We start from the raw sequence: 20,730 nt of genomic DNA on the forward strand, positions 1-20,730 counted from the left end.
CGTCAACTCCACAACCGCCTAGCGGTCAAGGATCCAGTTCAGCGCCTCTCGCCAGTCCGTCATTCTGATCGGAGTTCCATGCGAACCTGTTTCGAACAGGACGAAACGGGCAGGATAGCCCTTCGATCTGAGGCTGCGGTAGAGCGCGATCTGGGACTCGGCCGGATAGACGCTGTCGCGGCTGCCGTGGCTGAAGAGTATCGGCAGCCGCGCGCCGTAGGCGGCACTCTTGCGAAAGTCTGGGTCGGCGGGGCCGCCCATGATCATCATGCCGCCAAGGGCCGAGACGGCTGCCTCTTGGCGGGCTATGCCCCAGCAGATGAAGCTTCCCATGGAGGCACAGGAAAGGATTACCGGCCTTCCGCCGGAACGCTCCGCTGCGAAACGGATCAGTGCCGAAACATCCGCTACGCCCGCAGCATCGAAGGACCTGACGCTTGGAGCGTAATAGGTTCCGCCATTGACGACAGCCAGATTTTTGAGGCGATTGAAATTGCCTCCGAAGGCGAAATCATTGGCACCGAGACGGCGGTCGCCGCCGCGACCATGAATAAAGATCACGGTGAATGCGGCGCCGCGATCGGGGCCGACGCGGGTGACGTCAAGCCCCCGCTCGCCGAAACCGAGCGTCTCGTTCACCTGCACGCCCTTGACACCGAGCGACACGTAAGCGCGCTTCACCCGCCGCTCGGGTATCTGGTCGCGCTCGTTGATGTCGCGTAGTTCCTGGTAATCGACAACGCGGAAGTCGCCGCCATCCGCCTCCTGAAGCAGTCTGCTATAGCGAAACAACGCATCCTTGTAGGGTTTAACGGGTTCGGCCCTTGCGGAAACGGCAAGGCTCGCGAAAAGAAGCGCGCCGATCAGATGCCGTATGGAGAAAAGAATTGTGGACATGGACACCCGATCGGCTCCCTCGTTCGGCGCCTGCCTTGCCACCGGCGCCTCGGCCAAGCAACACTGGCGCGGCAAATCTGGCTCATTAAAGGGTATTTCTTCCTCCGGGGCATCGAAATTCGCCTTTTGTTCGCTCTTCGGGCGAGACTCTGGCAGAATTCCGGTGATTCGCGCGACAAAGGATGGCGGCCGCGCCGCGGTCTTGCTATGGCCTAGCCGACAATTAGACAGGAACGATCTGAACGCTTCATGGACGACAGCAGCGACCTTTTTTCCGCTATGCCCCAACAGCCGAAGCCGGCGGATGCCGCGCCACGCAAGCCCGCGGCCCCCGCCGCCGGTAACGAAGCGTCGCGCCCCGCACCCAAGACGAGCGACGGCAGCGACTACGACGCCTCGGCAATCGAAGTGCTGGAAGGTCTGGAGCCGGTCCGGCGCCGTCCGGGCATGTATATCGGCGGGACGGACGAAAAGGCCCTGCATCATCTGTTCGCCGAGGTCATCGACAACTCGATGGACGAGGCGGTCGCGGGACACGCCAACTTCATCGACGTGAACCTGGACGCCGACGGCTACCTGACGGTGACCGACAACGGCCGCGGCATCCCCGTCGAGAACCACCCGAAATTTCCCGGCAAGTCGACGCTCGAGGTGGTGATGACGGTGCTGCATGCCGGCGGCAAGTTCGACGGCAAGGCCTATGAGACCTCCGGCGGCCTGCACGGCGTCGGCGTTTCCGTGGTCAACGCACTGTCGGACGACCTTGAAGTCGAAGTTGCACGCAATCGCCGGCTCTATCGCCAGCGCTTCTCCCGCGGCATCGCGCAGGGCGGCCTCGAAGACCTGGGTGACGTACACAACCGGCGCGGCACCAGGGTCCGTTTCCACCCCGACCCGCAGATCTTCGGACCGCATGCCCGTTTCGAGCCGGCGCGGCTTTTCCGAATGGCCCGCTCCAAGGCCTACCTCTTCGGCGGCGTCGAAATCCGCTGGTCCTGCGATCCGGCGCTCCTGCCGGAAGGTTCGGAAATCCCGGACAGGGCCGTGTTTCATTTCCCCGGCGGCCTCAAGGACTATCTCGCCGCCACGCTCGGCAAGGAATTCACGGTCACCCGCGAGATTTTCGCCGGCAAATCGGAAAAGTCCGGTGGCCACGGTTCGCTCGAATGGGCCGTCACCTGGTATGGCGGCGACCAGCAGATCCATTCCTACTGCAACACCATCCCGACACCCGAAGGGGGAACGCACGAGGCGGGTCTGCGCATTGCGCTGACGAAGGGGCTCAAGAACTACGCCGAGCTCACACAGAACAAGCGCGCTGCGATCGTCACCACGGACGATGTCATGATCTCTGCGGCAGGCATGCTCTCGGTCTTCATTCGCGAGCCGGAATTCGTCGGTCAGACGAAGGACAAGCTGGCAACGGTGGAGGCGCAGCGCATCGTCGAAAACGCGCTTCGCGATCCTTTCGACCATTATCTCGCCGACAATCCGGCAGAGGCGGCCAAGCTTCTCGACTGGGTGGTGGAGCGCGCCGAGGAGCGTGTACGCCGGCGCAAGGAAAAGGAAGTCAGCCGCAAGACGGCGGTCCGCAAGCTGCGCCTGCCAGGCAAGCTCGCGGACTGCGCCCAGAATACGGCGGAAGGTGCCGAACTCTTCATCGTCGAAGGGGACTCGGCCGGCGGTTCGGCCAAACAGGCGCGCAACCGCGCCAACCAGGCGATCCTGCCGCTGCGCGGCAAGATCCTCAACGTCGCCAGCGCCGGCCGCGAGAAGCTCGGTGCCAATCAGCAGATCGGCGATCTCGTCCAGGCGCTCGGCTGCGGCACGCGCTCGAAGTATCGCGAAGAGGACCTGCGCTACGAGCGCATCATCATCATGACCGACGCCGACGTCGACGGTGCGCACATCGCCTCTCTTCTGATCACCTTCTTCTATCAGGAGATGCCGGAGCTCATCCGCGGAGGCCATCTCTATCTCGCCGTGCCGCCGCTCTATCGCCTGAGCCAGGGTTCCAAGACGCTTTATGCCCGCGACGACGCGCATCGCGAAGAGCTGATGCGGACGGAGTTCAATGGTCGCGGCAAAGTCGAACTCGGGCGGTTCAAGGGCCTCGGCGAGATGCTGCCCGCGCAGCTCAAGGAAACCACGATGGACCCGGCCAAGCGGACGCTCCTCAAGGTCGAAATCGACGATGTCGACTTCGAGGGCACCCGCGATGCCGTCGACAGCCTGATGGGAACGAAAGCCGAGGCCCGCTTCCGTTTCATCCAGGAGCGCGCGGTCTTCGCGGACAACCTGGACATCTGAAACTCGCGATCGCCCCTCACGCCTCCTGCCGAACCGGTTTTTCCATGAACAGGCTCAGCGGATCAGGTAGATAGCTGCCGAACGGCGCGCACTCCACGTAGCCGGATGCCTTGTAGAGACCGATCGCTTCCGGCTGATAGATGCCGGTCTCCAGACGGATTGCCGTGAGACCGAGCTTTGCCGCTTTGGCTTCGAGAGCCGATAAGAGCAGCTTGCCAAGCTTCAGCCCCCTCGCCTCCGGGTCGACGAACATCCGCTTGATCTCGGCCGTACCGTCGCCCGCTTCGACGAGGCCACAGCAGCCGACGACTTCGCCGTCACGGCGGGCCACGAAAAAGGATACGGTGGGCTGCTCCAACTGAGACAGATCGACCAGATGATTGCTTTCGGCCGGATAGAGCGATGCCGCATAGGCGTCGGACAATTCGAGCAGGCGGATGACGGCCGGCTGGCGCGGCGACTCTTCGGCGATGGTTACGGCGGTCATTTCAGTCTCTCCATTCGGTCCCGTCCGGAAGCACATGATTTCAACGCTCTAATGCCGAAGATCGCCGGGACCAATACGCCAAACGACGCAATTTCGCAGCTACTACAATCAATCCGCGTAACGGGGAGAAACAATTTGTTTCGGCGCCCGCCGGCTTTTGCCCTTCTTTGGAAAGAATCGGACGGCCATAAACAAGCGTCGTCATCATCTGAACGGAAGAGTGACCATGAAAGCCGCCCTGATCGTCATGACCATTCTCGGTTGCGACGACAACGTTACCCAATGCCATTACATCTCGACCGTGAACGGCGACTGGCCGTCGATCGCGCAGTGCGACACGGAATCGCAAAAGGAACTGCCGCGGTTCTCCGACAGGAACTACCCCGTCGTGGTGGCCGTGTGCGAGAGCTCAGGGCCGGGCATGACGGCGGAAAGCGAGCCGGTTCCGGAGCTGAATGCAACGCTTCCGGCTCAGCCGGGCGTGCAGCAAAACACAACATCAACGGCAGAAGGCGGAGAACCAACCTTGCCGAAGCGCGCCCTGGCATTGATCAGCGGCGCCGTACCCGACCGGGAGAAACTGAAGGCGATCGTCAGTGCACCGGTCCACTACGTTGAAGACGGCTATTCCTGGGTGGCGCGCCGATTCGGCAATTGAGGTAATCAAGCCGTCTTACGCGGCCTGGCGGGAGAGCATCAAGGCGTAGTTGCGCGCCCTCTGCCGCTGCTCGGCAAAAGCCAGCCGCTCAGCGAGTTCGGCGACGGCGTGATATGCGCCGAGGCTTCGGCGGCGAAGGCGATCCGAAAGTCTGGCGGCGACGGAGAGGGAGGCTCCATCGTGATCCGCATCTGCCTCGCATTGGCAGAACAATACGGCCTCCGAAAACATTCCGCTCACTTCACGGCCAAGCCCCGCAGTTTCGAGGAGGGCCCTGATCGAGTGGAATCGCCCGCCCGAAAGGATCGACCGGACGCGCTTCTCCGGGACTCCGGACAGATCCACGATTGCCGCAGAAAAAAACTCCGTCCTGCCGCTGCAAAGCGCCGTCAGCAGCAGAGCCGGCGTCAGGCGGCCGGTTTTGCGGAGAGCGGCAACCATCCGCTGCAATTCCTCCCGCGCGGAGGCGGAGGAAAGCGTCAGCGCTGCCGCGTCGCAAGTCTCCCGCACGACACGCTGCGCCCGGTCCTCGCCGATAACGGCGCGTACCAGGTCAGACGCCGCAAGCGCCGCGCCGGCTTTTTCGGCGAGGGTCTGGCGCGCGTCGCTCGGCAGATCATGACGCTCGAGCAACAGGCCGCGGGCGGCCACGCTATCGCCGAGGCGGTCGGCAATTCGCCGCAACGAGCCCGGAGAAAGCCTGGCCCCCGGATTTTCCAACAGGATGAGCACCTCTTCCTCGCCGCCAATCTCGGCGATGGCAGCCGCAACGGCGCATGAGACGGCGCTGCGGGAGGCGATCAGCGCCCGCGTCTCCGCGCCGCCGTCCGCCGCCATGTCGACAAGATCGTCGTCATTCAAGACCGGTGAGCGGGAAATCGCGATGTAGGCAATCTCGGGCTGGTCCTGCGCAAGCGCCTTGATGATCGAGCGCGGCACAATCGGGCAATCCGCCAGCGCCTCGGCAAGAGACCGCCGCACCTTGGGCGAAGGATCGTCGAGGAGAAAGGTCATCGCCATTTCGACCGCCTGCCGATCGATGCCGTTCACATCGGCCTCAGCAAAGGCACGACCAAGCGCACTGGCAGCACTGGCGCGTTCGCTGGCTTTCGCCGTTTCCACCCAGCGAAGAAATGCTTGTATGATCACCTATGCCCCACTAGTCACCCGAGCAGCCCCATGCTCGAAGCCTAGCGGCCAAAGGTTTAAGATTGGTTCACCATGTCTGTTAACGGCGCGCAAACCATCCTGCCGTTCCTGTATCTGCCGGCCGGCGAACCGGTGCCTCGCAGGGAGATCCTGACCGCCTTCCGAGCGGTCGTGATTGCCGGGAGCGAAACTGGCCTGCCGCCCTCGGATCTGCCTCGACAGGACGCCGGCTGCCTGTTGCTCGCCCGAATCGAAACGAGTAGCGATCCGGGCGAAGACGAGCTTGCCGCTTTGATCGGCAGCGGCTTCGACGGCGTCGTTCTGGCCGGATGCCGCGGCCCGGCAGACATTCAACGGCTCGATGTGCTGCTCAAGGTCGCCGAGGCGGCGGCCGGCAAGCCCCAGGGCCGAACGGTTATTCTTGCGGAATACGCGACGACGCCGGAAAGCGTCCTGTCGCCTCACTCGCTGGCGGGTGCCTCATCGCGCCTCTCGGCACTGGTGTTCGATGCCTCGGCCCTGGCCGAAGCGTGTGGTTGCAGGCGCGTGACCGAAACGGGCGACGTGCCGGCTGTCGTTCGAGCCGGCCGTGCTGCGGCAGTCCTGAGAGCCTGCGAGGCCCGCATCGCGGCTTACGACATGCTGCCTATCGACGCCGAGGATGAGGCGACCGTGCGGCGCCTGTGGAAAAACAGCGTGGAGAACGGCTTTTCGAGCGTTGCCCTCCGCTCGCCGCAGCAGATCGACCTTCTTGCCGCTGCAGGCGTCGTGCCGGAAGTCTAGAACCTGATCTAGCGAACAGGCCGCATCATCTCGAAGACGTCGCCGCCATCGCAATAGTCCATGTAGCCGAGCCGGGCGAGCGGCTTGACGGTCGCCATGTCGAACCGCCCATCGCGGATGGCCTCCTCGCGGATGTGAATGCCGACCACTGCGCCGATGACGACATAGCTGTCGGAAACGACGCCATCGATACCCTTGGGACGGAAGATCTCCGTCATCCGGCATTCCAGCGCCGCGAATGCCTCGCCCACGAAGGGAGCCTTCACGAGCGTTCCCTCTACAGGCGTCAGTCCGGCGATCTCGAACTCGCTTTCACCATGCGGGGCGGCCACCGAGGTGAGATTGACCGCCTCGCTCAGGTTGCGGCTGGCAAAGCTCGCGGTGAACTCCCCGGTCGCCTCGATGTTGCGCACCGAATCCTTGTAGCCGCTCGAGGCGAACATCACGAGCTTCGGCCGGTCGCTGATGGCGTTGAAAAAGGAATAGGGCCCAAGGTTCAGCGCCCCATCGGCCCCGCGCGTGCCGATCCAGCCGATCGGTCTCGGCGACACGATCGCCTTGAAGGGATCGTGCGGCAGGCCGTGCCCGTTTCCGGCGGTGTCGTAGAACATCAGTCGCCCTCCCCGACCCAGGTGACGATCTCCTCGAGTTCGGGCCTGGGGCGCTCCGTCGGCGGCACCATTGCAGTGCCGATGTGAATGAAGCCCGCAATCTTCTCGCCCGGCGCCACGCCGAGCAGCGGATAGGCCCGTTCCTCGAAGGCATACCATTCGGTCAGCCAGTTCGAGGCGTAACCGAGCGCATTTGCGGCCATCAGCAGATTGAGGCAGACGGCACCAGCCGACATCTGCTGCTCCCATTCCGGAATCTTGAAATGCGGCGCCGCCTTGCTGACCACGGCGACCACGACCGGCGCGCGCGTCAGCCGCGCCTCCTCGACCTTGATCATCTCTTCCGGCATGTCCGGCTTGGCGGCAAGCGCCATCTTCTTCAGTTCGGCGCTGATGCGCGCCCTCTCCTCGCCCCGATAGACAATGAAGCGCCACGGCGCCAATTTGCCATGATCCGGCACGCGCGAGGCGAGCTTCAGCATTTCCGCGACTTCCGCCTTGCTGGGTCCTGGCTCACCCATCTGAAAGGCCGGGATGGACCTGCGGGAGGCAAGATAGTCGACAAGCTTTATTTCGGTTTTCATATCGAGCGAATTCCACTAGTTTGCCGCCGGATCGGCAGCCACGAAAATGCCATACCGGCGTCCCAAGTGGAGTCACCCAGTCAAGAAGTCAACTGCTCTCATGCGTCTGCGTCCTCGTATTTTCCTGAGAACCGTTCTGGCGATCACACTCGCCGGGACCGGTGCGGGACGCGCGCTTGCGGAGGATCCGACTGACGCCTTCAAGAGCTTTCCCTCGATCTCCGGCACGCACAAGATGCCGAAGCTTACCGGTTTCAGTCCGCTCATCACCGATCCGACGCAGGGCGGCCAACTGAAGGACGTGGAGCTCGAGGCGCTGCTGACGGATAAGGGAAAGCCGGTCCAATCGGGCCTTACCTGGCGGGTCTTCAGCCCCATTCCGGGCAGCGACGGAAAGCTGCCGCTGCTCGCGACCTCCGAGGGCGGCTCCACCGCTTTCAATCTCGTGCCCGGCGAATATTTCGTCAACGTCGCCTTTGGCCGGGCGGGCGCGACCCGCAAGATTCGCGTGCCCGAAGACGGCCCGCTCGACAAACAGGTGCTCGTGCTCGATGCCGGGGGCGTCATGCTGAACGCCGTCTCCGGCAGCGATGTCCGCATCCCGCCGAACGAACTCAGCTTTTCGATCTTCTCTTCCGACGTGAAGGAGGATGGCGAGCGCGGCCTCGTGGTCGCCGACGTCAAGCCCGGTACGGTGGTTCAGCTCAATGCCGACACCTACCACGTCGTGTCGAACTACGGATCGGTGAATGCCGTCATCCGTGCCGATATCCAGATCGAAGCCGGCAAGCTGACCGAAGCGACGATCCAGCACCGCGCCGCGAAGCTGACCCTGAAGCTCGTCTCGGAAGCCGGCGGCGAAGCCATTGCGGATACCGCCTGGTCGATCCTCACTTCCTCCGGCGACGTCGTCAGCGAGAGCGTCGGCGCCTTCCCGACCCTCGTCCTTGCCGAGGGCAGCTACACGGCGGTGGCGCGCAACAAGGATAAGATCTACCAGCGCGATTTTGCCGTGAAGGCAGGCGTCAATACCGACGTGGAAGTGCTGCTCAACGGCAACGGCGAAGCCGACCAGGCCGCGGAAGCGCAGGACTGAAGCCCGCCCCTCATCCGCCTGCCGGCACCTTCTCCCCGCAAGCGGGGCGAAGGGACAAGCAGCGGTCGCCCGATCATCTTTCACGCCGGTTGCTGCAGCGGGACGAGCGTGCCGCTTGTCCCTTCTCCCCATCAAGATGGGGAGAAGGTGGCGGCAGCCGGATGAGGGGCAGCCGCGTCATGAGCGCGCACTTACGGAAAACCGTTACACGCTTTTCCTGGAATTGCTCCTGCGCTTGAGGTCCGGTGCCATGGCTTCGGCGGAGAGCGAAGCAACGGCCTCGTCCAGCGACATTGCCGTCTGCGCCTGAGAACCCAGGCGACGGATGTTGACCGAGCGCTCCTCCGCTTCGCGCTTGCCGCACACGACGATCACCGGAACCTTCGTTACCGAATGCTCGCGGACCTTGTAGTTGATCTTCTCGTTGCGGAAATCGGTCTCGACCGTCAGCCCCGCATCACGCAAGCGTTCGGCGACTTCGCGGCCATAGTCGTCCGCTTCCGAGGTAATCGTTGCGACCACCACCTGCAGCGGCGATATCCAAAGCGGCATATGGCCGGCATAGTTCTCCAGCAGAATGCCGAGGAAACGCTCCATCGAACCGCAAATGGCACGGTGGATCATCACCGGCTGACGCTTCTCGGATTCGCTGTCGATGTAGAAGGCGCCGAAACGCTCCGGCAGGTTGAAGTCGACCTGCGTCGTTCCGCACTGCCATTCGCGGCCGATCGCGTCCTTCAGCGTATATTCGAACTTCGGACCGTAGAATGCGCCCTCGCCCGGCAGGATGCCGGTCTTGATGCGGCCTTCGGACTGCTCCTCGATCGTCTGCAGGACTTCCGTCATCACGGCTTCGGCGCGATCCCAAAGCTCATCGGAGCCCACACGCTTTTCCGGCCGCGTCGACAGCTTCACGACGATTTCCTTGAAGCCGAAGTCCTCGTAGACGGAAAGGATCAGGTCGTTGATCTTCAGGCATTCGGCCGCCATCTGCTCGTCGGTGCAGAAGATGTGCGCGTCGTCCTGCGTAAAGCCGCGGACCCGCATGAGGCCATGCAGCGCGCCGGAGGGTTCATACCGGTGGACTGCGCCAAATTCCGCCAGCCGAACGGGCAGTTCGCGGTAAGACTTCAGACCATGCTTGAAGATCTGGATATGCCCGGGGCAATTCATCGGCTTCAGCGCGAAGACGCGATCATCGTCCGTATCGTCGCCGGCGACAGTCACCTTGAACATGTTGTCGCGATACCAGCCCCAGTGACCGGAGGTCTCCCAGAGCGACTTGTCGAGGACCTGGGGAGCATTGACCTCCTGGTAATCGCCTTCGAGCCGGCGGCGCATATAGGCGACGAGACTCTGGAAGATCCGCCAGCCCTTTCCATGCCAGAAGACCACGCCAGGCCCTTCCTCCTGGAAGTGGAAGAGGTCCATCTCGCGGCCGAGCCGGCGATGGTCGCGCTTCTCGGCTTCGGCGAGCACGTGCAGATACTGATCCAGCTCCTCCTGCGTGTGCCACGCAGTGCCGTAGATGCGCGTCAGCATCGGATTGTTGCTGTCGCCGCGCCAATAGGCGCCCGCCACCTTCATCAGCTTGAAGGCCGTACCGATCTGGCCTGTCGAGGCCATGTGCGGCCCGCGGCAGAGATCGAACCAGTCGCCCTGGTAATAGATCTTCAGGTCCTGGCCCTCGGGGATGGCGTCGACGAGCTCCACCTTGTAGTTCTCGCCCTTGGCGGCAAAGACCTCCTTGGCCCTGTCGCGTGACCAGACCTCCTTGGTGAAGGGCTTGTTGCGGGCAATGATCTCCCGCATCTTCTTCTCGATGACGGGCAGGTCGTCAGGCGTGAAGGGCTCGTTCTTGGCGAAATCGTAATAGAAGCCGTTGTCGATGACCGGACCGATGGTCACCTGCGTTCCCGGCCACAATTCCTGCACGGCCTCCGCCATGACATGGGCCGCGTCGTGGCGGATGAGCTCGAGCGCGCGCTTGTCTTCGCGCGTGACGATCTCGATCCTGCCTTCCGTCACGGCATCCGAGAGATCGCGCAGTTCGCCGCCAATGGCGATCGCGACGGCCTTCTTGGCGAGGGACTTCGAGATCGATTCCGCGACGTCGCGACCGGTCGTGCCGGCGGCGAATTCTCGAACGGAGCCATCAGGAAATGTAAGGGAAACGGATTGCGACATCATGATCTCCTATCCAGTCCCGCCAACGAATGCGGGTGGTATGGTTTGCCGGCCGGGGCCGGTTCGCGGGCCTGATAAAGCTTTTTCACCGTGGAGTAAAGGCGCGGCCGCTCAACCGGCGACCATTCCACGCAGTCCCTTTACGGTGTTCCAGTTGCGCACCGTCCCGATGCCGAGCCGCTTGGTCGTTAGCGCCCCGAGCAGCTTCGATTCGCTCGTCTTGCCGGCAAAATCGACCCAGAGATCGCCGTCGACTATGGCCACGCGCTCGCCCCTGGAGCAATAGCCGAGCAGTTTCTCCCGCATGTCGACCTCGAGAGGCGAGCGCATCACCCGCACGTGGACGCTCGCAGGGTCCCTTTCGCTTTCCGCGAGAAAAGGGTTGCCTGCCGCAAGTCTCGACCAGTCCTCCGCGGAACGAACGATGATGTCGACGTGACGGCCGAAGGTCTTCTCGAAAGCCTTTTCGAGTTCGGCCTCCAATTCCGCGAGCGGCTTTTCCGGCGCCTCGAACAGGAGATTGCCCGTGGCGACAAGCGTGCGCGGCCCCCTGCAGCCGAGCGCTTCGGCCATCGCCTTCAAGTCGGCCATCACGACGCGCCGGCCGTCGCCGAGAACGATGCTGTGCAGCAAGGCGACGTAAGCCTTCATTCGCTTGAAGCCCGCCAGAAATCGACTGCCCCCGCCGGCAGCCGTGCAAGCACACGATCGAGCAGGGTTTTGTCGACATTCCGCCGCAAAGCCGCGGCTACATCTGCAATCGCCGTTTCCGGAGAGACGTTGTGGTTGCCGCGGAAGGCCTGCACCTCGCGCGTCATCGCCCGGCGCTCGGAGAAGGGGAGCGTCGGCTCCTCCAGATCCCAATCGGCGACGAAGATCGCACGAAGGACCGGCGGCAGCGCATTGGCGAAAAGCAGGGCGTCGGAAATTTCGAGGCGGCGGCGGAAAGTGTAAAGCACCGCCTGCACCATCGTATAGGCCTGATTGGTTGTCTGAAGAGCGGCGATATCGCGCGCGTCGACGATGAACCGGTCGAAATCCGCAGAGGCCTGCCGGTACTCCATCGGAATGGTCACGGCTCTCATGCGTCCTTTCGGCGTGGCTGCCAGTAGCGCCATGGCGTGTACCAGCGCTGGCGCGGTGCGAGGCTGTCCGGCACCGGATCGAATCCGTGGGTTCCGCCCGGGCCGCAGCGGACGACCCGGAACAAGGTCAGCCACCCGCCGGCCCAGAGGCCGTATCGAGCGATCGCCTCGAAGCCGTACTCCGAACAGGTCGGCAGGTGCCGGCAGGAATTGCCGATGAAACTCGACAGCGTCAGTTGATAGGCGCGGATCAGGGTCATGCCGACGAGCCGTCCCGGCGTCTTGCGGAACGGCCCGGACCAATTCCGCCCTCCGGCGGCACCGGGGTCGCCGCGGGTGATTGCATGATCGGCATGGGGCTGAGGGCACATGGCTCAGACGGCCGCAGCGAGGCGCCTCGCCTCGATCTGCCCGATGGCATCGACGACGGCATCGAAAGTCAGCATCGTCGAGGCATGGCGCGCCTTGTAGTCCTTGACGGGCTTCAGAAAGCGCATGTCCTCGAAACGGTCCGACGGGCCCTCCCCATCGGCCTTCAGCATGGCCAGCATATCCTCGCGGGCCTGCCGGATCTCGTCCGCATGGGCTCCTACGACATGCCGCGCCATGATGGATGAAGACGCCTGGCCGAGCGCACAGGCCTTGACGTCATGGGAGAAGTCGGTGACGACGTCGCCGTCCATCTTCAGCCAGATTCTCACCTTCGAGCCGCAGAGCTTGGAATGCGCGGCGGCTTCGGCGTCGGCGTCGGTCAACATTCCGAGGCGCGGAATATTGCCTGCGAATTCGAGAATTCTGCTGTTGTAAATGTCGTCGATCATTTAGGAATCCGGTGGATTTTTCGCGGTTTCTGACGTTCGGCGCATGATTTTCCCCAGGGGGCGGGAAAAAAGCAAGGCGTGGCGCATTCGGGCTCTTTTATCCATGTGGCACCATACTATATGCTATGTCGTGTTGGGGTGACAGTTCCGCAAGGGGATCAAATGTCGCCTGTTGTTTGGGAAACCGTGCCGGACGGTCCAGTGCACTGCTAAGCCGAGACCCGAAAGCCCCGGAACCCGCCAACGGAACCCAAGCCTGCAGGGTTAGGCGTATGGCCAATGGCGAGTTGTCCGAAAAGATAAAACGTCAGCAATTTCGTATTGCTTGAAGGGGCCATATGGACGCCATAGTGAAGAATTTTCCTGTGCTCGACGACACAGGTCGTCCGACGCAGAAGGAAGCCGAAGAAGCCGTTCGCGTCTTGTTGCGCTGGGCAGGTGAAGATCCGGCACGAGAAGGCCTGAAGGACACGCCTGCGCGTGTCGCCAAGGCGTATCGGGAAATTTTCGGCGGCTACGATCTCGTGGCGGAAGACGTGCTCGGACGAACCTTCGAGGAAGTCTCCGGCTACGACGATATCGTGCTCGAAAAGGACATCCCGTTCTATTCGCATTGCGAGCACCACATGGTGCCGATCATCGGCAAGGCCCATATCGCCTATCTGCCGAACGGCCGCGTGCTCGGCCTTTCCAAGATCGCCCGGGTCGTCGATATCTACGCCCGTCGCCTGCAGACGCAGGAAGCGATGACGGCGCAGATCGCAAAGGCCATCGACGAGACCCTCATGCCCCGGGGCGTGGCGGTGATGATCGAGGCCGAGCACCTGTGCATGGCGATGCGCGGTATCAAGAAGCAGGGCGCGACGACGCTGACGACCACCTTCACCGGTGCGTTCAAGAGCGAGCCGGCCGAACAGGTCCGCTTCATGACGATGCTCAGGGGCTTCAAGTAAGCTCCGCCACCGCATGTTGAAACGCATGCAGCAACCCCCAAGTGCTACAGCGGCCTCGCGCGTCTGATCAAGACGCGCGGCGCTGTAGTGGAGCTCAGACGATGACGCTCACTTTTGCATCCCCCCCGCAGGACAAGGCCGAACTGGAAAGCGGCCCGGCCTTCACCCCGCGTTTCGACGAGAAGGGTCTGATCACGGCCGTCGTGACCGATGCCCGCGATGGCGAATTGCTGATGGTCGCGCATATGAACGCCGAAGCGCTGTCCCTCACGCTCGAGACCGGATTCGCGCATTACTACAGCCGCTCACGCGACCGCCTCTGGAAGAAGGGCGAAAGCTCGGGCAATTTGCAGACCGTCCGGGAAATACGAACCGATTGCGACCAGGACGCCGTCTGGTTGAAAGTCTCGGTGGCCGGCCACGATGCCACCTGCCATACCGGGCGCCGCTCGTGCTTCTATCGGACGGTCGGCGTCGCCGATGGCGAAGCAAAAGTGGCGATCACCGACGACCACAGGCATTTCGATCCGGCGCAGATCTACGCCGGCAACTGAGCATCTGCTTTTTTCTGGTTCGCCTGGTTGATATATTCATCTTTTGGCAACCAAACGGGCATCTAATCATTAATCTTGTAAGTGGTTCCCGCGGTAACGGCGGAGCACCAAAATGTGTTGCAGGCTGTATCCAATGTTTATCGGGCGGGCCGCATTTGTAGCCGGTTCAGTGCTATATCTCGATCATGGTGTCAGTCTTTCAGCGACCAGATGTGAGGCCGGCACCGGCATGTTTCGATGGCCGAATCGCTTCGGTTCAAGGAATATTCGGTAGTAGGGCTCGGCAGGGCTTCCTGCAGGGCCGTGTGCTGGAAGCTAATCTATTCGGCGGTGTCGGAGGTGCCGGATGCTGAACTGGACATTCACGCGTAACAGTCAGATTGCCGATCTTTCCGGCGCGAACGGGTCGTCGATCACGACCACTCCTCCAGCACTACCCATTTCCCAATCCGTGAAACCCAGGATTGCGCTGGCGCTCGGCGGCGGTGCTGCGCGGGGCTGGGCCCATATCGGTGTCCTGAAAGCCCTCGACGAGGAGGGTATCGAAGTCGGAATGATTGCGGGCACATCGATCGGTGCGCTGGTGGGCGGCTGTTACCTCGCCGGCAAGCTCGATGAATTGGAGGCTTTCGCCCGCTCGCTTACCGTGCGCCGCATTGCCGGCTTGCTCGATTTCGCGATCGGCGGCGGTGGCCTCTTCGGCGGTCTGCGGCTCACCAAGCGGATGCAGGAACATCTGCAGAACCTCAGTATTGAGGATCTCGACCGGCCCTTCGTGGCCGTCGCCACGGAGGTCTACAGCGGTCACGAGGTATGGATCGAGAAAGGATCCCTTATTACCGCCATTCGCGCATCTTACGCCTTGCCTGGCATTTTCGAGCCCGTCAACGCCAATGGCCGGACTCTCATCGACGGCGCGCTGGTCAACCCCGTTCCCGTTTCGGTCTGCCGCGCACATGAGCAGTTGCACGTCGTCGCCGTCAACCTGAACTACGATGTCTACGGGCGCTCGGCGGTGGTCAAGCACAGCGCCGGCATGGAAACGCCCGATGCGCCGGCAACGGAGGCAAACCGCTTTTCAGCACGGCTCGGCATGACCAGCGTCATGGTCCAGGCCTTCAACATCATTCAGGACCGCATTTCGCGCGCCCGGCTGGCTGGCGATCCGCCGGATCTGTCTCTCCACCCGAAGCTGAACGATATCGGACTTTCGGAATTCCACCGCGCGGGCGAAGCAATCGAGCGCGGCTATCAGGAAGCCAAGATCAAGCTTTCGGAAATCCGGCGCATGCAGGAACCTCTACCCCGTTGAAAGGCCGGGAGAATTTGCGGATCGGCCCAAGTGTTCCAAGGCCCGTTGAGATCCGGACACCCGGCGCCGCTTGTTTGATTTCCTCATTCCTGTGCTTGTCACAGGAATCCAGCCAGACCAAGTCCTTGGGCTGAAAGAATGCTCCCGCGCCGCAGACGCGGCGCTGCTGGATCCCTGTGACGAGCACAGGGATGAGGTAGAGGAGAGATTGCAGTCCTCCGAAAAGTTCCTACAGCGCCGCTCGTCTTATGAGACGCGCAAAGGTCGCTGTAGCACTTTGAGCTGCTGCATGTTTGTGTCCATTGATCGGCCACGATCAATGGACACATGCAGTGGCGCACGGTCGGTACTCAAGGAAATTCAAGCGCATCGCCATGTGTGCTGACAAAACCGAGCAGGGCTTCAACGCCATTACCCATCTCGCAGCAGCCACCATAAACTCAAGATGAATCTCAACAGGCCCTAGCCCGCGATATAGGCCTTGATCTGTTCGGCCTCGTTCTCGATGGCGCGGATGTGATATTTGACCACGTCTCCGATCGAGATAATGCCGGCCAGCCGGCCTTCCCGCTCCACGGGCAGATGACGCGCGCGAAATTTACTCATCATCTCCATCAGCGAGTCGACGGACATTTCCTCGCGACAGCAATAGACGTTCTGCCACATGACGGAAGAAACCGGCTTGTCGAGGCAGGCGGCACCATATCGGGCAATCGAGGCAACGATGTCGCGCTCCGTCATGATGCCAACGATATGCTCCTCCGGATCGACGACGACAACGGCTCCGATATGATTTTCATGCAGTAAAGACGCGGCCTGCTGAACCGTCACCTGCGCTGTGACCGTGATGACGTTGCTGCCTTTTTCATTGAGAATCGCTTTCACCGACATGCGCACATCTCCCGTTGCGACAAAACCGGGCCGACGGGAAGAGTTTCAGTCCGTGCCGGTCACTGCACTTTCTTCCGGCGGAAGGAAGACCGCGAAGACAGTGCAGATGGCCGCAGGAAACCCGTACCCATTCCGGCGCCTGCGCAGCCCTTTGCCGCTCCTCGAGCACAAAGCTACGCCGGCACCCGGCCTTTTCCGCGGTCGCCTCGAGCAATTCGGCGGCCGTGATGAATGGTGCTCCAGCGACTTCAGGAAATCAAGGCTTCTGCAGAAAGCCTGCCGCCTCTGCGGCGAAATCAGGCATCACGAAAATTCTGCGGTTGATACAATCGATTATCGCACTCTCGCCCGAAGGCGGCCGAGGCTTCTTCCCGGCTGGCGGCGCCTCACCCAACCTACCTTCGGGGATCGAAGAATGCGAACAGAAGGAAGCCGAAGAGGAAACCGCCGATATGCGCCTCCCAGGCCACGCTTCCTGCCCCTCCAATCGACAGAAAGCCAAAGCCCACCAGCAAATTGGTCAGAAACCATATCCCGGTGAAGACGAGCACGGACCGGTTGGTGAGCGTCTCCGCAAACGACAGCCGTCGATTGAGATGGGCAAACTGGCGGCTGATGCGACCGCTCGGGGAAAATACGAAACGGGCCGCCGCCCCCATCAAGCCTGAAACGACGCCCGAAGCCCCGATCACCACGGCCATCTCGCCCCAGTGGAAGATGATGTGCAAGCCGACGGCGGCAGCCGCCGACAGGCACCAGAACAAGGCGAGCCGAGCCATCCCGATCCGTCTGACGACGGGGGCGCCGAACGCGACCATCCAGAAGACATTGAAGATGAGATGTTCCCAACTGCCGTGCAGGAAGGAATAGGTCACCGGCGTCCAGAGCCAGACCAGCCCCTGCTCACCGAGCGGAAGCGTGTAGCGCACGGGCAGAAAGGCAAAGTTGAGGATCAGTTCCTGGTCGATCTCGGCCGGCAGGACATAGGTCCTCAACACATGGACCGCGATCAGGAACGAAAGGATTCCGGTCAGCCCCGGCGGAAGATTGAAGGCGGGCTCGCGACTGCGGACGTCGGTACTGTCGACATCGGTTTCCGGTGACGTTGCCGCCTGATCCCGTTCCATAGCTGCCTCTTCCCTTCGGTCGCTGCGGTTGCGCCCAGACGGCGGCGAACCGCCCGCAGTAGCGCGCAAGGGATAAGCAAACAAAAAAACGCCGTCCAGTGAAAACTGAACGGCGTCACGCGCCGTTGCGCGCGCGTCAGTCGATGTGCTGAAGGCAATCCTTCGTGAAGTGCTGCCGAATGACATGGCAGCCGCCGGCGTCGAGCGCAATCGAAACCGGCCGTTAACCTTAATTTCGCCCTGGCACGAAAATCGCTCCATGCATTCAAGGACCACGCAATATGCCGCCGACTATCTCGATCTGGGACGGTCTGCGCCGCAACAACGACCGATCGGGCAAGATGCGCAGCAGAACGACAATGGAACTGTTTCAATACTGGAACGAAGTTCGCGGCGGCCGCGATCTCCCGCGCCGTGACGAAATCCAGCCCGCCGATATTCGTTCACTCCTGCCCAACGTCTTCATCCTCCAGGCGCAGGCGGACGGCGGAATACACTTTCGTCTCGCGGGCACCCACATCTGCGGCTTGTTCGGCGACGAACTCCGCCACCGTCAATTCTCCGCCTTGTGGCTCGGCGGACAGCAGGAGGAGGCTGCCCGCATCGCCGGTCAGGTCATGAAGCGATGCACGCCGATACTACTGGCTGGGTCCGGCGCAACCGCAACCGGGGATCGGTTGGACGTGGAAATTCTGCTTACCCCCCTCGCCTCTCCCGATGGAACGGGCGACCGCATACTCGGCGCTCTGTCGCCGCTGTCCCGTCCGATATGGCTGCACATGAAGCCATTGCAGCACCTTGTCCTGGACAGCCGCTGTGCCGCATTGCCTGCGTCCGAATGCTCCACGACTGCCGGTCTGACCGGCAGCCGCATCGATGCCTGCGATCGCCCCTTCCGCATGGCGCAGCACCTGCGCGTCTTCGAGGGTGGAAGGCGAAACTGAGCGAACCTTCTGTTAATCGGTGCGGCCTATACTTTCGCCTGCAAAATATATCCATCGTAGAGTGATCATGTTCTCCTTCCAGCATGCGCAGAACAGCGCCCCGAAACCACATCAGGAAAGCGCGTTTCAGCGCGTTTCGGTCAATCTTTCGGGACGACTGATGCTTGCCAGTCACGAGGAATATGACTGTACCGCCCTGGAGATGTCGCCGGGCGACGTTCTGTTGACCTCCCCCGCGCGTCCGCGCGGCGGAGAGCGTATCATTGCTTATGTCGACCATGTGGGTCGCCTCGAAGGCACGGTGTCACGCGTTGCGGACGATGCGTTCGTGATCCAGCTCAACGCCACGGAACGCAAGCGCGAGAAGCTTGCGGCACAGCTGACCTGGATCGCCAACAAACACGAACTCGGTCTGCCGGAAGACCGGCGCCATGACCGGCTGGCACCTCGCAAGACATTGACGGAACTCACAGTCGATACCGGCGAGAGATACAGCTGTCGGATCATCGACCTCTCGCTTTCCGGCGCGGCGGTCGACATCGACACACGGCCTGCCGTAGGATCGCCGGTCAGGCTGGGTAACATGAAGGGCAGGATCGTCCGTCATTTCCAGGAAGGCGTCGCCATCGAATTCTCCGGGATACAGTCCCGCGAGGCACTGACCGAGTTTCTGTAAGCACTAAGGCGTGTTGAGATTCATCTTGAGGTTATGGCGGCTGCTGCGAGATGGATAATTTCGCGGAAGCTCTGGTCGGTTTTGTCGCTACGCATGGCGCGACGCGCTTGAATTTCTTGGATACCGACTGCGCAGCCCACTGCATGTTTCCTTTGATCGTCGCCGATCAAAGGACAAAAACATGCAGCAGTCAAAGTGCTACAGCGACCTTTGCGCGTCTGATAAGACGCTGCAATCTCTCCTCACCCTCATCTCTGTGCTTGTCACAGAGATCCAGCAGCGCTGCGTCTGCGGCGCGGGGAAATGTTCTTTCAGCCAAGGACTTGGTCTGGCTGGATCCCTGTGACGAGCACAGGGATGAGGAGATCAAGCCGGGGCGGGTATCCCGGATCTCAACAGACCTTAGAGGCGGCGCTTGCGTCAGCGGACCGCCTGGACCAGGCCTCTGCCCTCGCCTAGTCCAAAATCAACTCTTCCGCAGCGGGCCGGCAACAGAAATAGCTTCTGGTAAACCGGGCGTTACGCTTCCCAGCGATCCGACACTATTTCCTGCTGGCTCCGATGGGTCCCACCGTCACCGGCTGCATGGCTGGCGGGACGCGCAATCGCGGCTCTGCTACGCTCGCCGCACATAGTATTCTCACCTATATTCAATGACTTACACGGATTTGCACCGTCGTCGCTCCCGGTGGCCGCCGACAAGCAGCATGAAAATCGATAAAATTTGAATCGAATTTTATTACAGTTCTCCTCAATTTTTATTCTTATGTTATTCGAGTTTGTTCTTGTTTTTACTTCCGATCTTCGCCGCCGGTAAAAAACTCTGTGCCAATGTCGAACCACAACGGGGAGACAGACATGCGCACAATCATCACCATGGCGATCGCTGCCGCAGCCCTTGCCACCGGCCTCATCGCCGGGCCGGCTTACGCGGTGCCGGCGAACATGACGGTCGGCGGCGCGACCAACCCGCCGATCGGGCATTACGAGTTCTGCAAGGCCAATCCCTCCGAATGCGCGGCCATTGGCGCGGACCATGGCCCGTCCGTGCTGACGCGCGACAGTTGGAAGAAGATCCTCGAAATCAATTACGAGGTGAATCAGGCGATCGCCCCGATGACCGACATGGAAATCCATGGCGTCGAGGAAAACTGGTCCTACCCGGACGCCGTCGGCGACTGCGAGGATTACGTGCTGCTGAAACGCCGCAGGCTGATCGAAAGCGGCTTCTCCCCCGCCGATCTTCTGATCACCGTCGTCCTGCAGCCGAATGGCGACGGTCATGCCGTCCTGACGGTGCGCACCGACCGCGGCGATTTCATTCTCGACAACATGCGCAGCAAGGTGCTGCTCTGGTCGGACACGGAATATACCTACCTGAAGCGGCAGTCCTCGGAGCATGCCGGGCGCTGGGTGAAACTGCAGGATGGCCGCGCTCTCGCCGTCGGCAGCGTCAGCGCACAATAACGCATGAGCAGGCGCCGGCCATGCCCGCGCCTCTGATCGGCCCCGGTCGGCACTACCCCGTCCGGCCCGGGCCGATTTTCTCCGGGCGGCGCAGACCCGCCACGCTTCACCCAATATTAACCAAGTTGGACGAGCCTT

The 20,730-nt window shown here is 61.9% G+C and carries 22 protein-coding genes; 10 read left to right on the forward strand and 12 right to left on the reverse strand.

The genetic code is table 11. The features are described 5' to 3' along the window. Positions 1–18: 18 nt before the first annotated feature. A complete protein-coding gene (locus M1D43_RS06290) occupies positions 19–954 on the reverse strand; it encodes an alpha/beta hydrolase (protein WP_318853557.1) in 936 nt (311 codons plus the stop codon). Between the two features lie 192 nt (positions 955–1,146). Here M1D43_RS06290 and parE point away from each other — a divergent pair, with 192 nt between their 5' ends. Next, complete coding sequence (gene parE, locus M1D43_RS06295) at positions 1,147–3,207, forward strand: DNA topoisomerase IV subunit B (protein ID WP_003534725.1); 2,061 nt, start codon at positions 1,147–1,149, stop codon at positions 3,205–3,207. A gap of 16 nt (positions 3,208–3,223) precedes the next feature. Here the strand turns inward: parE and M1D43_RS06300 are convergent, their stop codons facing one another. Further along, positions 3,224–3,694, reverse strand: coding sequence for a GNAT family N-acetyltransferase (locus tag M1D43_RS06300; protein WP_003534724.1), 471 nt, complete (start codon positions 3,692–3,694; stop codon positions 3,224–3,226). Positions 3,695–3,920: 226 nt separating this feature from the next. Between M1D43_RS06300 and M1D43_RS06305 the strand changes: the two genes are divergently transcribed. Next, complete coding sequence (locus tag M1D43_RS06305) at positions 3,921–4,352, forward strand: hypothetical protein (RefSeq protein WP_153315195.1); 432 nt, start codon at positions 3,921–3,923, stop codon at positions 4,350–4,352. Between the two features lie 15 nt (positions 4,353–4,367). On the opposite strand, the gene M1D43_RS06310 is transcribed toward M1D43_RS06305, so the two are convergent. Beyond that, on the reverse strand, positions 4,368–5,501 hold the full coding sequence (locus M1D43_RS06310) for a DUF2336 domain-containing protein (protein ID WP_318853556.1): 1,134 nt from the start codon (positions 5,499–5,501) through the stop codon (positions 4,368–4,370). 72 nt (positions 5,502–5,573) lie between these two features. On the opposite strand from M1D43_RS06310, the gene M1D43_RS06315 reads away from it, so the two are divergent. Further along, complete coding sequence (locus M1D43_RS06315; protein WP_153315197.1) at positions 5,574–6,284, forward strand: aldolase/citrate lyase family protein; 711 nt, start codon at positions 5,574–5,576, stop codon at positions 6,282–6,284. 8 nt (positions 6,285–6,292) lie between these two features. Here M1D43_RS06315 and M1D43_RS06320 read toward each other — a convergent pair whose 3' ends face one another. Both M1D43_RS06320 and M1D43_RS06325 read right to left on the reverse strand, forming a co-directional pair. Beyond that, positions 6,293–6,895, reverse strand: a complete 603-nt coding sequence (locus tag M1D43_RS06320; RefSeq protein ID WP_003534717.1) for a flavin reductase family protein — start codon at positions 6,893–6,895, stop codon at positions 6,293–6,295. After that, positions 6,895–7,479: a nitroreductase family protein gene (locus M1D43_RS06325; protein WP_003534715.1), complete on the reverse strand. Its 585-nt coding sequence runs from the start codon at positions 7,477–7,479 to the stop codon at positions 6,895–6,897. The genes M1D43_RS06320 and M1D43_RS06325 overlap by 1 nt, the downstream gene beginning before the upstream one ends. A gap of 100 nt (positions 7,480–7,579) precedes the next feature. Here M1D43_RS06325 and M1D43_RS06330 point away from each other — a divergent pair, with 100 nt between their 5' ends. Then, a complete protein-coding gene (locus tag M1D43_RS06330) occupies positions 7,580–8,575 on the forward strand; it encodes an RgsD C-terminal domain-containing protein (RefSeq protein WP_153315199.1) in 996 nt (331 codons plus the stop codon). Between the two features lie 204 nt (positions 8,576–8,779). Here the strand turns inward: M1D43_RS06330 and thrS are convergent, their stop codons facing one another. The 5 genes from thrS to M1D43_RS06355 all read right to left on the reverse strand — a co-directional run bounded on the left by thrS (position 8,780) and on the right by M1D43_RS06355 (position 12,668). Then, positions 8,780–10,762, reverse strand: coding sequence for a threonine--tRNA ligase (gene thrS, locus M1D43_RS06335; protein WP_027990032.1), 1,983 nt, complete (start codon positions 10,760–10,762; stop codon positions 8,780–8,782). A gap of 111 nt (positions 10,763–10,873) precedes the next feature. Next, positions 10,874–11,413, reverse strand: coding sequence for a DUF1697 domain-containing protein (locus M1D43_RS06340; RefSeq protein ID WP_153315201.1), 540 nt, complete (start codon positions 11,411–11,413; stop codon positions 10,874–10,876). Continuing rightward, positions 11,410–11,847 carry a DUF2267 domain-containing protein gene (locus M1D43_RS06345; RefSeq protein ID WP_003534706.1) on the reverse strand — a complete coding sequence of 146 codons (438 nt, stop codon included), beginning with the start codon at positions 11,845–11,847 and terminating at the stop codon, positions 11,410–11,412. Before M1D43_RS06345 ends, M1D43_RS06340 begins: the two co-directional genes overlap by 4 nt. After that, on the reverse strand, positions 11,844–12,218 hold the full coding sequence (gene yidD, locus M1D43_RS06350; RefSeq protein ID WP_027990034.1) for a membrane protein insertion efficiency factor YidD: 375 nt from the start codon (positions 12,216–12,218) through the stop codon (positions 11,844–11,846). The genes M1D43_RS06345 and yidD overlap by 4 nt, the downstream gene beginning before the upstream one ends. 3 nt (positions 12,219–12,221) lie before the next feature. Further along, the gene (locus M1D43_RS06355) at positions 12,222–12,668 is read right to left on the reverse strand and encodes an iron-sulfur cluster assembly scaffold protein (protein ID WP_027990035.1); all 447 of its coding nucleotides are present in this window, start codon (positions 12,666–12,668) and stop codon (positions 12,222–12,224) included. A 338-nt stretch (positions 12,669–13,006) separates the two neighbouring features. On the opposite strand from M1D43_RS06355, the gene folE reads away from it, so the two are divergent. The 3 genes from folE (at position 13,007) to M1D43_RS06370 (ending at position 15,487) form a co-directional block, all read left to right on the forward strand. Beyond that, positions 13,007–13,621 carry a GTP cyclohydrolase I FolE gene (gene folE / locus M1D43_RS06360; RefSeq protein WP_014529687.1) on the forward strand — a complete coding sequence of 205 codons (615 nt, stop codon included), beginning with the start codon at positions 13,007–13,009 and terminating at the stop codon, positions 13,619–13,621. Positions 13,622–13,722: 101 nt separating this feature from the next. Beyond that, a complete protein-coding gene (gene hisI, locus M1D43_RS06365; RefSeq protein WP_003534698.1) occupies positions 13,723–14,175 on the forward strand; it encodes a phosphoribosyl-AMP cyclohydrolase in 453 nt (150 codons plus the stop codon). Between the two features lie 346 nt (positions 14,176–14,521). Next, positions 14,522–15,487: a patatin-like phospholipase family protein gene (locus M1D43_RS06370; RefSeq protein ID WP_027990036.1), complete on the forward strand. Its 966-nt coding sequence runs from the start codon at positions 14,522–14,524 to the stop codon at positions 15,485–15,487. A 462-nt stretch (positions 15,488–15,949) separates the two neighbouring features. Here M1D43_RS06370 and M1D43_RS06375 read toward each other — a convergent pair whose 3' ends face one another. Continuing rightward, positions 15,950–16,378, reverse strand: coding sequence for a CBS domain-containing protein (locus tag M1D43_RS06375; RefSeq protein WP_003534694.1), 429 nt, complete (start codon positions 16,376–16,378; stop codon positions 15,950–15,952). 395 nt (positions 16,379–16,773) lie between these two features. Next, the gene (locus tag M1D43_RS06380; protein ID WP_003534691.1) at positions 16,774–17,505 is read right to left on the reverse strand and encodes a rhomboid family intramembrane serine protease; all 732 of its coding nucleotides are present in this window, start codon (positions 17,503–17,505) and stop codon (positions 16,774–16,776) included. Positions 17,506–17,786: 281 nt separating this feature from the next. On the opposite strand from M1D43_RS06380, the gene M1D43_RS06385 reads away from it, so the two are divergent. From M1D43_RS06385 to M1D43_RS06395, 3 genes are all read left to right on the forward strand, one after another. Further along, positions 17,787–18,449 carry a PAS domain-containing protein gene (locus tag M1D43_RS06385; RefSeq protein WP_003534688.1) on the forward strand — a complete coding sequence of 221 codons (663 nt, stop codon included), beginning with the start codon at positions 17,787–17,789 and terminating at the stop codon, positions 18,447–18,449. A gap of 67 nt (positions 18,450–18,516) precedes the next feature. Beyond that, positions 18,517–19,125 carry a PilZ domain-containing protein gene (locus tag M1D43_RS06390; RefSeq protein WP_003534682.1) on the forward strand — a complete coding sequence of 203 codons (609 nt, stop codon included), beginning with the start codon at positions 18,517–18,519 and terminating at the stop codon, positions 19,123–19,125. A gap of 858 nt (positions 19,126–19,983) precedes the next feature. Next, the gene (locus M1D43_RS06395; protein WP_014529690.1) at positions 19,984–20,592 is read left to right on the forward strand and encodes a transglutaminase-like cysteine peptidase; all 609 of its coding nucleotides are present in this window, start codon (positions 19,984–19,986) and stop codon (positions 20,590–20,592) included. Positions 20,593–20,730: the final 138 nt, after the last annotated feature.

The sequence above is a fragment of the Ensifer sp. R1-3 genome, assembly GCF_056739175.1.

Bases quoted from the DNA above. Each gene is read 5' to 3' on its own strand.
- M1D43_RS06380 (WP_003534691.1), bottom strand. From the start codon at position 17,505: ATGGAACGGGATCAGGCGGCAACGTCACCGGAAACCGATGTCGACAGT.
- M1D43_RS06305 (WP_153315195.1), top strand. From the start codon at position 3,921: ATGAAAGCCGCCCTGATCGTCATGACCATTCTCGGTTGCGACGACAAC.
- yidD (WP_027990034.1), bottom strand. From the start codon at position 12,218: ATGTGCCCTCAGCCCCATGCCGATCATGCAATCACCCGCGGCGACCCC.
- M1D43_RS06345 (WP_003534706.1), bottom strand. From the start codon at position 11,847: ATGAGAGCCGTGACCATTCCGATGGAGTACCGGCAGGCCTCTGCGGAT.
- M1D43_RS06320 (WP_003534717.1), bottom strand. From the start codon at position 6,895: ATGTTCTACGACACCGCCGGAAACGGGCACGGCCTGCCGCACGATCCC.
- M1D43_RS06300 (WP_003534724.1), bottom strand. From the start codon at position 3,694: ATGACCGCCGTAACCATCGCCGAAGAGTCGCCGCGCCAGCCGGCCGTC.
- thrS (WP_027990032.1), bottom strand. From the start codon at position 10,762: ATGTCGCAATCCGTTTCCCTTACATTTCCTGATGGCTCCGTTCGAGAA.
- folE (WP_014529687.1), top strand. From the start codon at position 13,007: ATGGACGCCATAGTGAAGAATTTTCCTGTGCTCGACGACACAGGTCGT.
- M1D43_RS06330 (WP_153315199.1), top strand. From the start codon at position 7,580: ATGCGTCTGCGTCCTCGTATTTTCCTGAGAACCGTTCTGGCGATCACA.
- parE (WP_003534725.1), top strand. From the start codon at position 1,147: ATGGACGACAGCAGCGACCTTTTTTCCGCTATGCCCCAACAGCCGAAG.
- M1D43_RS06390 (WP_003534682.1), top strand. From the start codon at position 18,517: ATGTTCTCCTTCCAGCATGCGCAGAACAGCGCCCCGAAACCACATCAG.
- M1D43_RS06375 (WP_003534694.1), bottom strand. From the start codon at position 16,378: ATGTCGGTGAAAGCGATTCTCAATGAAAAAGGCAGCAACGTCATCACG.
- M1D43_RS06355 (WP_027990035.1), bottom strand. From the start codon at position 12,668: ATGATCGACGACATTTACAACAGCAGAATTCTCGAATTCGCAGGCAAT.
- M1D43_RS06385 (WP_003534688.1), top strand. From the start codon at position 17,787: ATGCCGCCGACTATCTCGATCTGGGACGGTCTGCGCCGCAACAACGAC.
- M1D43_RS06340 (WP_153315201.1), bottom strand. From the start codon at position 11,413: ATGAAGGCTTACGTCGCCTTGCTGCACAGCATCGTTCTCGGCGACGGC.
- M1D43_RS06315 (WP_153315197.1), top strand. From the start codon at position 5,574: ATGTCTGTTAACGGCGCGCAAACCATCCTGCCGTTCCTGTATCTGCCG.
- hisI (WP_003534698.1), top strand. From the start codon at position 13,723: ATGACGCTCACTTTTGCATCCCCCCCGCAGGACAAGGCCGAACTGGAA.
- M1D43_RS06395 (WP_014529690.1), top strand. From the start codon at position 19,984: ATGCGCACAATCATCACCATGGCGATCGCTGCCGCAGCCCTTGCCACC.
- M1D43_RS06325 (WP_003534715.1), bottom strand. From the start codon at position 7,479: ATGAAAACCGAAATAAAGCTTGTCGACTATCTTGCCTCCCGCAGGTCC.
- M1D43_RS06370 (WP_027990036.1), top strand. From the start codon at position 14,522: ATGCTGAACTGGACATTCACGCGTAACAGTCAGATTGCCGATCTTTCC.